The sequence below is a fragment of the Arsenicicoccus dermatophilus genome, assembly GCF_022568795.1.
GTDB classification, from domain to species: Bacteria; Actinomycetota; Actinomycetes; order Actinomycetales; family Dermatophilaceae; genus Arsenicicoccus; species Arsenicicoccus dermatophilus.
Genome location: NZ_JAKZHU010000001.1, coordinates 1,389,473 through 1,402,049 on the forward strand (window position 1 = coordinate 1,389,473; position 12,577 = coordinate 1,402,049).

Annotated in this window: 11 protein-coding genes; 2 read left to right on the forward strand and 9 right to left on the reverse strand. The window is 74.3% G+C overall.

Annotation, left to right across the window (positions count from 1 at the left end; translation table 11 throughout):
* Nucleotide 1: 1 nt before the first annotated feature.
* The 9 genes from lysX to MM438_RS06520 form a co-directional block, all read right to left on the reverse strand.
* Nucleotides 2-3,388: a bifunctional lysylphosphatidylglycerol synthetase/lysine--tRNA ligase LysX gene (gene lysX, locus MM438_RS06480; RefSeq protein ID WP_241451695.1), complete on the reverse strand. Its 3,387-nt coding sequence runs from the start codon at nucleotides 3,386-3,388 to the stop codon at nucleotides 2-4.
* Complete coding sequence (locus MM438_RS06485) at nucleotides 3,324-4,673, reverse strand: hypothetical protein (RefSeq protein ID WP_241451696.1); 1,350 nt, start codon at nucleotides 4,671-4,673, stop codon at nucleotides 3,324-3,326. Before MM438_RS06485 ends, lysX begins: the two co-directional genes overlap by 65 nt.
* Nucleotides 4,674-4,979: 306 nt before the next feature.
* A complete protein-coding gene (locus tag MM438_RS06490) occupies nucleotides 4,980-6,137 on the reverse strand; it encodes a hypothetical protein (RefSeq protein WP_241451697.1) in 1,158 nt (385 codons plus the stop codon).
* Nucleotides 6,134-6,694, reverse strand: a complete 561-nt coding sequence (locus tag MM438_RS06495) for a SigE family RNA polymerase sigma factor (RefSeq protein WP_241451698.1) — start codon at nucleotides 6,692-6,694, stop codon at nucleotides 6,134-6,136. The genes MM438_RS06490 and MM438_RS06495 overlap by 4 nt, the downstream gene beginning before the upstream one ends.
* A gap of 39 nt (nucleotides 6,695-6,733) precedes the next feature.
* On the reverse strand, nucleotides 6,734-7,300 hold the full coding sequence (locus tag MM438_RS06500) for a GNAT family N-acetyltransferase (RefSeq protein WP_241451699.1): 567 nt from the start codon (nucleotides 7,298-7,300) through the stop codon (nucleotides 6,734-6,736).
* Nucleotides 7,301-7,304: 4 nt separating this feature from the next.
* On the reverse strand, nucleotides 7,305-8,243 hold the full coding sequence (locus tag MM438_RS06505) for an alpha/beta hydrolase (protein ID WP_241451700.1): 939 nt from the start codon (nucleotides 8,241-8,243) through the stop codon (nucleotides 7,305-7,307).
* 30 nt (nucleotides 8,244-8,273) lie between these two features.
* Nucleotides 8,274-8,813 (reverse strand): hypothetical protein, encoded by a 540-nt coding sequence (locus tag MM438_RS06510; protein WP_241451701.1) that lies wholly within the window; start codon nucleotides 8,811-8,813, stop codon nucleotides 8,274-8,276.
* Nucleotides 8,810-9,781, reverse strand: coding sequence for a hypothetical protein (locus MM438_RS06515; protein WP_241451702.1), 972 nt, complete (start codon nucleotides 9,779-9,781; stop codon nucleotides 8,810-8,812). The genes MM438_RS06510 and MM438_RS06515 overlap by 4 nt, the downstream gene beginning before the upstream one ends.
* Nucleotides 9,778-10,515 carry a cobalt-precorrin-6A reductase gene (locus MM438_RS06520; RefSeq protein WP_241451703.1) on the reverse strand — a complete coding sequence of 246 codons (738 nt, stop codon included), beginning with the start codon at nucleotides 10,513-10,515 and terminating at the stop codon, nucleotides 9,778-9,780. The genes MM438_RS06515 and MM438_RS06520 overlap by 4 nt, the downstream gene beginning before the upstream one ends.
* A gap of 34 nt (nucleotides 10,516-10,549) precedes the next feature.
* On the opposite strand from MM438_RS06520, the gene MM438_RS06525 reads away from it, so the two are divergent.
* Both MM438_RS06525 and MM438_RS06530 read left to right on the forward strand, forming a co-directional pair.
* On the forward strand, nucleotides 10,550-11,668 hold the full coding sequence (locus tag MM438_RS06525) for a cobalt-precorrin-5B (C(1))-methyltransferase (protein ID WP_241451704.1): 1,119 nt from the start codon (nucleotides 10,550-10,552) through the stop codon (nucleotides 11,666-11,668).
* A 107-nt stretch (nucleotides 11,669-11,775) separates the two neighbouring features.
* Nucleotides 11,776-12,525, forward strand: a complete 750-nt coding sequence (locus tag MM438_RS06530) for an SGNH/GDSL hydrolase family protein (RefSeq protein ID WP_241451705.1) — start codon at nucleotides 11,776-11,778, stop codon at nucleotides 12,523-12,525.
* Nucleotides 12,526-12,577 lie beyond the last annotated feature (52 nt).

Genomic DNA, 12,577 nt, shown 5'->3' on the forward strand with positions numbered 1-12,577 from the left:
GTCAGCGCTGCTCCAGCGGCTTGGTGAACGGGAACGCCAGCGTGGATCGGATGTTGGTGCCGGTCAGCATCATCACCAGGCGGTCCACGCCGATCCCGAGTCCGCCGGTGGGCGGCATGGCGTGCTCCAGCGCGGTGAGGAAGCCCTCGTCGATCTCCATCGCCTCCGGGTCTCCCGCCGCCGCCTTGAACGACTGGTCGGTGAGGCGCTGGCGCTGGTCGACCGGATCCACGAGCTCGCTGTAGGCCGTGCCGATCTCCGCCCCGAAGGCCACGAGGTCCCAGCGCTCGGACAGGGTCGGGTCGCTGCGGTGGGTGCGGGTGAGCGGCGAGGTCTCCAGCGGGAAGTCGGTGTAGAAGGTGGGGAAGGTGGTCTGCCTCTCGACCAGCTCGTCGTACAGCTCCACCACCAGCTCGCCAGCCGTCATGGCGGAGGTGACGTGGATGCCGTGCTGCCGGGCCACCTCGACGACCTCCTCCCGCGACGACCTCGAGGTGAGGGTGACGCCGGCGGCCCGGGACACGCCCTCGTGCACGGTGATCACCGGCCAGGGGCCGTCGAGGCGGATCCGCTCGCCGTGGCCGTCCGCGGTGGGCCGCACGGCGACCGGCTCGCCGTGGACGGCCTCGGCGACCTCGATGATCAGCTCGCGGGTCAGCTCGCGCATGGTGGTGTAGTCCCCGTGCGCGGCGTAGGCCTCGACGGAGGTGAACTCGGGGTTGTGCGTCGCGTCGGCGCCTTCGTTGCGGAAGTTGCGGTTGAGCTCGAAGATCCGGTCCAGCCCGCCGACGCACAGGTGCTTGAGGAAGAGCTCCGGCGCGATGCGCAGGTAGAGGTCGGCGTCGTAGGCGTTGATGTGGGTCCGGAAGGGCCGGGCACTCGCCCCGCCGTGCACCGCCTGCAGCATGGGCGTCTCGACCTCCATGTAGCCGCGCTGGGTGAACGAGTGCCGGATCGCGGCGACCGCCCGGGAGCGGGCGTGCATCATCCACGACGCCTCGGGGTTGACGATCAGGTCCAGGTAGCGCTGGCGCATCCGCGCCTCGGGGTTGGTGAAGCTGCCCGGGCGGGTCGGGATCGGCCGCAGGCACTTGGCGGCCATCATCCACCGGGTGACGAGCAGGGAGGGTTCTCCACGCAGGCTGCGACCGGGTATGCCGGTGAGGGACACGTGGTCGCCCGCGTCGACGGCCCGGCGCCACAGCGCCAGCTGCCCGGTGTCGAGGCGGGAGCGCTCCAGCACGCCCTGCAACCTCGTGCCGCGCTCCTCGATCTCGCAGAACACCACGCCACCGTGGTCGCGCAGCGCCCGCACCCGCCCGGTCACCGAGACCTCGCGGGGTGCGACCGGGTCTGGCTGCCGGGACGCGTCCTGCGCGGCCGGCCCGGTGCCCTCGGCGGCGGCCCTCGCGTCAGCGAGCTCGCAGGTCCGCGGCACCCGGACGGGGTAGCCCTCCATGCCGGCGTCGGCGAGCCGGGCCAGCTTGGTGAGCCGCACCTGCTGCTGCTCGCTGATCCGCCGGTCGGGGCGCTTGGGGGTGAGCAGGGCGGCGTCCTGCTCGATCACCAGGTCCGCGAAGGGGCGGGGCTCGGCGCCGTCCAGGGAGACCAGGTCCTCGCCGGTGCGGGTGACGGTCACCGCGCGACCTGGCAGGAAGCCCTCGGCCACGCCGGCGGCCAGCCCGATCTGCGGCAGGACCGCTGCGGTCTGGAAGCACACGAAGCGCGGCTCCCAGCGCGGGAGGTACTTCGCGTTGGCGAGGTAGAGCGACTCCAGCTGCCAGTAGCGGCTGGCGACGGCGAGGACGCGGTCGGCGAGCCGCACGCCGATGCCCGCACCGACCTTGTCCGCCCCGGTGAAGACGCTGCGGAACATCGCGAAGTTCAGCGAGACACGACGGATCCCGAGCTCGGGCGCAGCCTCCACGAGCGCGGTCACCATGGCCTCGTTCACGCCGTTGACGGCCTGGGGCGCGCGGCGCATCACGTCGAGGGACAGCCCACGGGTCCCCCACGGCACGAAGGACTGGAGGGCGACCAGGTGCCCGTCGGCGTCACGCACGAGCACGGCGACGTTGCGCCTGTCGCTGCGGTCGCCGAGGCGGTTGAGCGCCATCGAGAAGCCGCGGTCGGGCTCGTCGCCGCGCCACTCGTCCGCGAGACGGATCACCTCGGCCAGGGTCTCCGGCGCGAGGTCCTGGTGCCGCTCCACGGTGATCGTGCAGCCGGCGCCGCGGACCCGGGCGACGGCGCGCTTGACCGGGCGCATCAGGCGCCCCTCGAGGGTGTACGACTCCACGTCGATGACGGCCTCGTCACCGAGCGGTCGGGCGCGCAGGCCTGATGCGACATACGCCGTCGCCCCCGCCTCCGACGCGGACAGGACACCGGGGTGCCAGGCATGGTCCCGGACCATGTCCAGCCAGGCCTCCACGGCCCGCGGCCAGGCCTCGACGGGACCCACCGGGTCACCGGAGGCCAGGCACACCGGGCCGATCACGCGGTAGGCCACGGCCGCCGATCCGTCCTGCGCGAACACGACGGACTTGTCCCGCCGGGTGCTGAAGTAGCCGAGGGAGTCAGCGTCCCCGCCGCGAGCGAGGAGGGCGCGCACCCGCAGCTCGTCGTCGGCGGTCATCAGGGAGGCCTGGCGTGCACCGTTGAGGAAGAGCCAGATCGCGAGCAGCAGGACGCCCGCCGCGAAGACGCCGGCGAGGGTGGCCAGGGTGTGGCTGCCGTGGTGGGTGGTGGGCTCCAGCCCGATCGGCAGGGAGAAGCCGAGCGTCCGGCGCAGCGACCACCACAGCCGCTCGCCGCTGGTGGCCAGGTTGCCGGGGGTCACCCAGGTGAGGCAGAACACCGCGAGCACCACCACGGACAGCCCACCCACCAGGGTGGCCAGGCCGGTCTGCAACGCCCCCGGGCGGGTATGGGCGGGAAAGGCTCGCCGGGCCCGCCAGAACAACGCGATGATGACCAGGCTGATCACGGCTCCGGCGACGGTGTCGGCCATGGCGACCGAGGTGGGGACGTCACCCCACAGCCCGTGCCCGGGGATCCGCGCCTCGAGCTGCTGGCTGAGGACCACCACGCTCGTGGCGTAGGCGGCGATGCCGACCGCCTCGACCGCCAGCACCAGGCCCCAGGCCAGCCGCAGCCCGCGTCGCAGGGCCTCCCCGACGATGAGCAGCAGCGCGGCGATGAACAGGTTGGGTGCGACCGGCACCCCCACCAGCCCGAAGACCTCGTCCACCACCCGCGGCCCGGTGGCTCGGGGCAGGACCAGGGAGATGGCCGACCAGACCGCACCCCAGGTGACGACGTCACCGGCGATGCGCGGGAGCCGGCTCGTGCGGGCGAGGTCGGAGGGTGTGGCTCGGGTGCTCATGCAGCTCTCTGGTCAGCAGGTCCGTGGTCGCGCTCGGAGGTGAGGGTGACCGGCTCCCCCGCGCCTGAGCCTCCCCAGCCAAGCACTCCCGGCTTGGCGCGGGCTGAAGAGCGGCGAGAGCGGCATCTGTCGCGACGAGCACGAGGATAGCGAGCGCGCGGTTGAGGGCGAGCTCGTCCGGTCCGGTGACCACGGCGGTCAGGCCCAGCCAGACCGCCGTCGAGCCCCCGGCGACCAGGCCCGCCGCGGCGCCCCAGGCCACCCGGCGTCCGTCCAGGGCCGCCACCACGACCGCCAGGACGGCGGCCGGGACGACGTAGCGCTCGTGGCAGCGCGTGGCCAGCAGGTGCCAGCCGGCCAGGCAGCTCGCGCCGAGCGCCAGCGGCAGCGTCACCCCCTGCAGCCACACCCGCGCGCGGACCGCCAGCACCCCGCTCACCGCGCACCACAGCGCGACTCCCGCCAGCCCCCAGGCGCGCACCGGGACGCCGAGCAGCAGCTGTGCGTCGCTGCCGTTGGGGCTCGCGAGCCACATCCAGACGTTGACCGCACCCAGCGTGGTGGCGTCGAACTCCCCTGCCGCCGAGCTCAATCGGTCCAGCACCGACCACCGGGTGCCGACCGCGACCAGACCGACCCCGAAGAAGACCCCCAGCAGCGACACGGTCAGGGCCCCCACCAGGCCGCAGCCCACCAGGCGGGCCAGCGAGCGCGGCAGTCCGCCCCGCGCGCAGCGCCACACGACGAGGGGCAGGACGACCAGGGCCAGCGGGGGCTTGATCAGCATCGCCCAGGCCAGCAGGGCGACACCTGCTGCCAGGGTCGAGCGCCGGGGCGTGTCGAGGAGCAACGCGGCCGCGAGGACCAGGGCGAGCGAGCCGGCGTCCCACTGGCCCCACCAGGAGCTCACGAGGATGGGCAGCGGTATGCCGAGGAGCACGACGGACGTCCACCATCCCGCTCGGGGCCCGCGGCGGCGGGCGACGAGCGCGCCGCCCGCCGCCGCCACGCCGAGGTCACCGAGGATGGCGACCATCTTGATCGCGACGCCGTAGCCCCACGACGGGATCACCCCGCCCGCCCCCGCCCAGGCGCTCGCGAGGAGGCCATGGAGGACGAGGTCGCCCGGCAGGTGGTCGCCGGACCTGGCCCGGTCGTAGAACTGCAGCCAGTCCCCGCGCGCCAGCAGCCGCCCCCAGTCCTGGAAGCACCACATGTCGAAACCGTGACCGGGCAGCCGGGCCGCGAGGAGCACCCGCAGCGCCACGAGCGCGAGCGCCGCCACGGCTGCCGGTATCACCACCGGCAGATCACGGTCCGCCCCGTCGTGCGAGCCCCGACTGCGGTGGCTCGGCGCCCCCTCACCCTGCGGCTGGGCCGGGCTCGGTGAGGTGGTGCATCTCGGTGCCAGGTCGAGCATGGTCATGGGTCCCCCCGGCCCCTCGGGCGCCGGCTCCCCGAGCCGCGCTCCCTCAGGCGTCCTGAGCATGACGCTCTCTTCCTGAACATTTCACGGTCCTGTGCCACGCACTCAGGACGTCTTCCAGAGGGATGCGAAGGATCCCGGCGTTCCGCCGGTGATCGTCCGACCTCATCGGTGCCGAGCCAGGACGCGCTCCAGCGCCGCCCGCCACCGTGGGAGCAGGTCCACCGTGTCGGGCGGCGCAGACTTCAGGGCGAACTCCATCTGGAAACGTTCGGAGAACTCGCCCGCACCGCGGGCCTCGGGCCGGGCGCTGCAGACGACGTCCCGGACCGCGACGGCTCGCTCCTGGGAAGCCGCTCGGGCGAGGGCCTGCGGGGTCAGGGGCCTGACCTTCCCCATGAAGTGGTCAGGCAGGCCCCACGCCTGCTCCAGCGAGTCGTGCAACCACCACACCAAGGAAGTGCCTGGTGCCAGCCGGACCGTGCGGGGCAGGACGGCCGGGTCGGCGGCCATGCACCGGCGCCAGGCCAGCGTGGCGGGATCGGCGCCCTCGGTCGCCACGTCCTCGCGGTCCACATTGTCCCCCCGGGCATCTGTCAGGGTTCCGCGCAGCCTGCCCTCAAGCGTGGCACCGGCCTCGGCGTCCGGGCCCCACACCTCGTCCCGAGCGTGCGTGCGGCACCCCGCCTCGGGAACGACGCGCGCAGCGAGCCACCCGAGGTGGGCTCGCTCCAGCCGGTCCTGCCAGGGCGAGGGCGGCGGGTCGTAGGCCTCGTAGTACCGACGCCGATAGTCCTCGGTGGTGATCTGCTCGGCGAGCCTGCCCGCACGATCGAGCGCGAAGAAGTAGCCGTCGCGCCGTGCCTCGGCCACGCTGCGCCGGCCCGAGACCGGGCTGGTCAAGGAGTAGGAGCCCCACCGGGTGGGGAGGTACGTCGGAAATCCCCGGGCCGCCATACATCTCGCCTCGGCCTCGGCCTCGAGCGCGCGCAGCCGGGGCAGGCCTCTCTCGATCGCGCGCAGGTCGGTGATCGCCTGCTGGACGCGCGCCGGGGTGACCGCTGCCGGGGGCGCCTCGGTGAGCCGTGGGCCGGTGACGACGACGCCCGCGGTCAGCCCGGCCGCAGCTGCCACGGAGGCCGCGACGGCGAGCGGTCGCCGCAGCCGCGCGCGCCACGGCAGCTCCTCGACGCCCCACTCCTGGTCGAGGTCGGCCTCGGGGCCGAGGAGGGCGGGGTGGACGAGGCGCGTGGCCTCCGGGGGCAGGCTGTCGGCGGCGTCGCGCAGGTCGGTGCGCAGCTGCTGCTCGAGGAGATCAGTCATCGCGACTCTCCTTGCTGGACGAGGCGGTTCAGGGTGGCCAGGCCGCGGGAGGCGGAGGCCTTGACGGTGCCGGGGCGCACGCCGAGGGTCTCGGCGATCTCGCGCTCGGGCAGGTCGAGCCAGTAGCGCAGGACGAGCACCTCGCGCTGCCGGTCGGGCAGTCGGCGCAGCAGCGGCCACAGCGAGCTGCGTTCGGCGACCTGGCCGCTCGGATCGCCTCCCACCGCGGTCCGCAGCGCGTCGGTCTGCAGGGTGGGTGCGTGCCGGCTCTCGGTCTGCCGGCGCCGCAGCTGGTCGCGGGAGCGGTTGACGACGCTGGCGCGGGTGTAGGCCAGGGCCTGCCCGTAGCCGCCGAAGCGCCGCCAGCGGCCGTAGACCCCGGTCAGGGCGTCCTGCGCGCAGTCCCGGGCTGCCTCCGCGTCGCCGAGGAGGAGATAGGCGAGGCGCACCAGCCCGTCGGACTGCTCGGCGTAGAAGGCCGCGAAGTCCGGCGGTCCGGTGGGACGACCGGGGGCTCGGGCATCGGCGGCCTCGTGGGTCGCCAGGTCGGTGATCACATCTCTACGGACGGGGTGGGCATCGAGCCGGTTGACGAGTCAGCGAGATCCGCCCGTACGGATCGCGGCGAGCAGCACCATGTCGACCCTCCTGCCGTCGATCTCCTGGTGGCTGTGCAGCAACCCCTCCCGGATGTAGCCCGCAGTCCTGGCCGTGCGCAGGGACGCGGTGTTGCCGGGCTCGACGTAGAGCTCCACCCGGTGGACCAGGGCGATCGTCCAGGCGAAGGCGGTGAGTGTGCGCAACGCCTGCCCGGCATACCCCTGCCTGCGCGCCGAGGGGGCGATGGCGTAGCCCGCGGTGCACCGCCCCTGCCCGATCCCCGCGGTCCACAACCCGATCTGACCGACCGCCTCGTCGTCCGCCGCCCGGGCCACGCAGAAGGACCACCCGCGCCCGGTGGCGGGCCGGGTCAGCTGCCGCTCCACGAAGCGCAGCGCGTCCAGCTGGGTGGCGTGCCGCGGGAGCGACGTGGTCGCAGCGACATAGGGATCGGTCGAGAGGTCGCGCAGCATCGGCACGTCCCGCGGCGCGAACCGGCGCAGCACCACGTCCCCCGCCTGCGGCGGGACCTGCGGCCACGGCAGGGGCAGCTCCAGGTCCACGGCCTCAGTCCTGCGGCTCGGCGAATCTCTCGGCGAGCCAGCCGGTCAGGTCGGCGACGACCTCGTCCCGGTTGGTCTCGTTGAAGATCTCGTGCCGAGCCTGCGGATAGAGGATCACCGTCACGTCACGCACCCCGGCCTCGGTGTAGCGCTCCCCGACCTCGCGGACCCCCTTGCCGTTGCCCCCGACCGGGTCCGCGTCCCCCGCGACCAGCAGCACGGGCAGGTCGGGTCGGACACCGGCGATCCGGCGCGGGTCGTTGATGGCGGGCACGGCGCCGAGCAGGTCGGTGAAGAAGCTCGTGGTGAAGACCGCCCCGCACGCGGGGTCCGCGACGTAGGCGTCCACGACGGCGGGGTCACGGCTGAGCCAGTCCGAGGTGGTCCTCGTGGGCGCGAAGGCCTTGTTGCAGCCCGCGAAGGTCAGCCGGTCCATCAGCGTGCTGCGGTGGCGTGGGCCCCGGATCGCCTTCTCCGCCCGCGCGATCCGCAAGCCCACCCACCCCAGCAGGCCTGGGTCCCCGGCGGTGCCGGACAGGACCAGCCCGTCGACCTCCGCGGAGGCGTCGAGCACCAGCGTGCGGGCGAGCAGGGACCCCATCGAGTGCCCGAGGAGTATGACGGGAAGCCCCTCGTGGGTCGCCCGGGCCCGGGCGACGACGGCTCGCAGGTCCTGCACGACGCTCCCCCACCCGTCGTGGTCACCGAGGTAGCCGTGCTCCTCGACGGCCGTGGTCAGCCCGTGCCCACGGTGGTCGGGCGCGAGGACGGCCCAGCCCGCCTCGACCAGCTCGGACGCCAGCCGGTCGTAGCGCGCCGCGTGCTCGGCCATCCCGTGGGCGACGACGACCGTGCCTCGGGGACGCCGCCCCTGCGGCGCCCACTCGTGCAGGGTCACCGGGACGCCGTCGTGGGTGCTCAGGGTGCTGCGGGTCGCGGGCATGGCGCTCTCCTCGGTGGGGTTCGGCCCACCCTAGGACTCGGGGTCGGCAGGCGCAGGCCAGGCTCCCACGGCTGCGCCGCTCCCGACGGTCAGGTGGCGCACCACGGGACGCTCGCCGGGGAGGACGGCGTAGCACCGTCGCCCGGGCTTGCCGGGAGTCACCCACACGGTGTCACCGGCCCGCGCCCACCGGCCGGGCCAGGCTCGCCAGCCCTGCCAGCAGAGCACGCCGTCGCGGTCGACGAGTCGGGGCGGCCGGAGCCATCCCCGCACCGACCGGTCGGTCCGCCCGGCGGCCGCCACGCCCGCCACCAGCCGGGTCGTCCGGCCGCGGAGCCGGCGGCGGGCCAGCACCTCGTGGGCCGCCCACAGGAGGAAGAACACGCTGGTCGCGACGAAGACGATCCGTTCCGTCCGCCGGTCCGGCGCACCGCTCCAACCGGCCGCGAGGTGCCAGGCATGGGCCGGGCACACGACCGCCCAGACGATCAGCTGACCGAGCGCGCCCCGGTCCCGGTGGCACCGCAGCCGCGTGAGCGCCTCGTCGTGGCTGAGCTGGTGACCGCTCATGCCTCCACCTCCCCGGGGACGAGACCGTCCTTGGCATAGGCCACCTCGTCGACCACGCCCGGCACGAGCACGAAGGCTCCGCGTCCCTGCGTCGGCCGCCCTAGCCAGACCCGGGCGCCCGGGACGGCGTACGGCCGTCGCCAGCGGGCCCGCCAGGTTCTCCCGTCCGAGACGACGAGGGTGTGGGTGCCGTCGTCGGCGACCTCGACGACCGTGGCCGGCACCGCCTCCGGCACCGATCGGGCGGCCCGTCCGCGGCGGGCGTGCCACCGCCAGCCCCAGCAGAGCGCGCTCACCAGCACGACGATCCATGCCGCCGCCAGCAGGACGTCGGCGAGGGAGTCGTGGGGGCGCGCGAGGCTGCGCAGGGTGGCCGGGACCGTGCCGCAGCAGATCCCGGTGAGCATGCCGAGCAGGACCCTGCCGTTCGGGTTGGCGCCGACGACCCGCACCAGGGCCGTGGCCGAGGTGCCGTCCAGGGGCGGGTCGTCGTCCCGGCCCCGGACCGGCGTGGCGGGGCGAGGCGCGTAGCGCAGGCGGCCGGTGCCGTCGGCCGGAAGCGTCAGGTAGGACTCCCCGGCAGCGAGCGGGGTCGCCCACACCTGGCTGCCGGCCGCCCCGAGCCGGCCTCCTTCCGGCAGCCAGCGGTGCCCCTGCTCGTCCCGCAGCGAGGGCTTGCCGTCCTGCGGCTCGCGGACGACGGTGAGCAGCGAGAGGTCGGCCGCCCCGGCGACGGCCCGGGCCCGCTTGCGGCGGGTCCCGGGGACGACGCAGGCGAGAGCGACGACCAGGTAGACCGTCATCCAGGGCCACAGCGCCGCAGATCCGGGGTCGCGGGCGTCGAGGTCGCGGGTGGTCAGGGCGGCGACGACCGTCACCGCGACCGCGGCGGCTGCCCCGAGCCACCAGCCGCGCATCCCCTGCCGGCGCACGATCTCCCGGGCCTGCTCCCGGGTGACGGCGCTCATCGCGCGTCCAGCCAGGCGAGTGCCGCCTCGGGGGTCCCGACCTCGGGGACGTCGGGCACCGCGGGCCGGTCGACCATCACGACGGGCAGCCGCAACCGGCGCGCGGCCTCGAGCTTGGCGCTGGTGGCGTCCCCGCCGCTGTCCTTGGTGACGATCACGTCGAGGGCGTGCTCGCGGATCAGCGCCAGCTCGTCGGCGACCGTGAAGGGGCCCTTGGCGAGCACCAGCTCGGCGTACGGCGGGAGCGCGTCGGGCGGGTCCACGGCCCGGACCAGGCAGAAGGTGTCGCGCAGCCTGCAGAACTCGTCCACCTCCTGCCTGCCGGTGGTCAGGAAGATCCGCCGCCCGAGGGCCGCAGCCACGTGGGCGGCCTCGGCCAGGGTGGTGACCCGGTGCCAGTCGTCGCCGGGCTGCTCGATCCAGCCGGGGCGGCGCAGCGCGACCACGGGGACCCCGGTGGCGGCGCCGGCCGCGGCGGCGTGGTGGCTCATCCGGGCGGCGAAGGGGTGCGTCGCGTCGACCACCACGTCGACCTGCTCGTCGCGCAGGTGGCGGGCCAGCCCGTCGACCCCGCCGAAGCCGCCCACGCGCACCGCCACGGTGGGCAGCCGCGGTGCGGAGGTCACCCCCGCGAGGGAGTAGGTCACGGCATACGACTCAGGTCGCTGCGCCAGCAACCCGGCCAGCCGACGGGCCTCGACGGTCCCGCCCAGGAGCAGCACTCGGGTGGTCACCGGTCCATCCCACCACAGTGGGATGATGCTCCTCATGGCAGAGGTCACCGGAGGTCGCGAGGGCCAGCTCGAGCACACCGGGCTGCGGCCCGGATGGACCACGGGAGCCTGCGCGACCGCGGCGACGGCGGCGGCGTATGCCGCTCTCCGGCACGGCGAGTTCCCGGATCCGGTCACCATCACCCTGCCCAAGGGCCAGACGCCTGCCTTCGCGCTCACCGCCCACGACCGCGGCGACGGCTGGGCGCAGGCTGCGGTGACCAAGGACGCAGGCGACGACCCCGACGTGACCCACTGCGCGGTGGTGCGGTCCCGCGTCCGCGCCGGCGAGCCCGGCTCGGGGGTGACCTTCGTCGGGGGCCACGGCGTCGGCCGGGTGACGCTGCCCGGCCTCCCGCTCGCGGTGGGCGAGCCTGCCATCAACCCGGTCCCCCGCCAGATGATGCGCGACGCGCTGCGCCGGGTCGACGAGGTGCCCGAGGGCGCCGCCGATCCCGACGTGGTGGTGGAGATCAGCGTCGACCAGGGCGTGGAGATGGCCCGGCACACCTGGAATCCCCGCATCGGGATCCTGGACGGGCTGTCGATCCTCGGCACCACCGGTGTGGTGGTGCCCTACTCCTGCTCGGCGTGGATCGACTCGATCCGCCGCGGCATCGACGTCTCCGAGGCGCTCGGCCTGGAGCACGTCGCCGGCTGCACCGGCTCCACGAGCGAGCGGGTGGTGTCCGAGCTGTACGACCTGCCGACCCCGGCCCTGCTCGACATGGGTGACTTCGTCGGGGCCGTGCTGAAGTACCTCAAGCACCATCCCCGGCCCCGGCTGACCATCTGCGGCGGCTTCGCGAAGATCTCCAAGCTCGCGAACGGGCACCTGGACCTGCACTCAGGTCGCTCTCAGGTCGACAAGACCCATCTGGCCTCGCTGGCCGCCGCTGCCGGGGCCGGCGCCCACCCGGGACTGGTGGACCGGTTGCTGCAGGTCAACACCGGCCTGGAGGCGCTCACGCTGTGTCAGGAGGCAGGAGTTCCCCTGGGGAACGCCGTCGCTCACGCGGCACGAGAGGTCGCGCTCCGTGTTGTCGACGAGGCTCCTGTGGCGATCGAGGTCATCTGCATCGACCGATCTGGCACCATCGTGGGCAAGGCCTGAGGAGGCCCGCCCTACGCCATCCGTGTGAGCCCTGGTCCCACACGGAAGGCGTCCTTGCGGTTACTCTTCGTGCCGCCCCCGGTTTTCCCCTCCCCCAGGAGTCCCCCGTGTCCCGTGCCCGTGTGACCGCGGCTTCCCTCGCGGCCGTCGCCGCCCTCGGCGCCTCCGTCGCCCCCGCCGGGGCGGCCCCCGCGCCGGCCGCCCCCGCAGCCCCTCTCGCCGCCCCGCAGCCGGCCACCGCCCCCGCGGCGAGCCTGGCCGCACCCACCCGTGTCATGCCCATCGGCGACTCGCTGACCGACCAGGGCCCCCGCATCGGCTACCGCGGCTGGATGCTGCACCTGTTCTCGGCCAACCGGCGCCCCGTCGACCTCGTGGGCTCGGTCGCCCAGCCGGGCTGGTACTACCGCGACAACCAGCACGAGGGTCACCCGGGCTGGCGTCTGGACCAGCTGACCCCGCGCTCCTACACCTCGGTGCGGTACTACCGCCCCGACGTCGTGGTGCTGCTCGCCGGCAGCAACGACCTGGAGCAGGGCCACGGTGCGAGCACCGCCACCACCCGGATGAACACCCTGCTCGACACCATCGCCCGGGCCAAGCCCGGCACCCGCGTCGTCGTCAACACCCTGCCGCCGGACACCTGGGCCCCCGCCGACCAGGTCACGGCGTTCAACCGCGCCCTGCCCGGTGTCGTCGCCCGCCAGCAGCGGCTGCGCCGACCGGTCGTGCTCTCCGACGTCGCCGGCTCCATCACCACCGACGACACCCTCGACGGGTGCCACCCCAACGACGTCGGGGGCCGCAAGCTCGGTGAGGCGATCGGCAAGAACGTCCTGCCCTACCTGCACCGCTGACCGTCGCCACACCCCGTCGGGCCGGTCCCTCCACGTGAGGGACCGGCCCGAC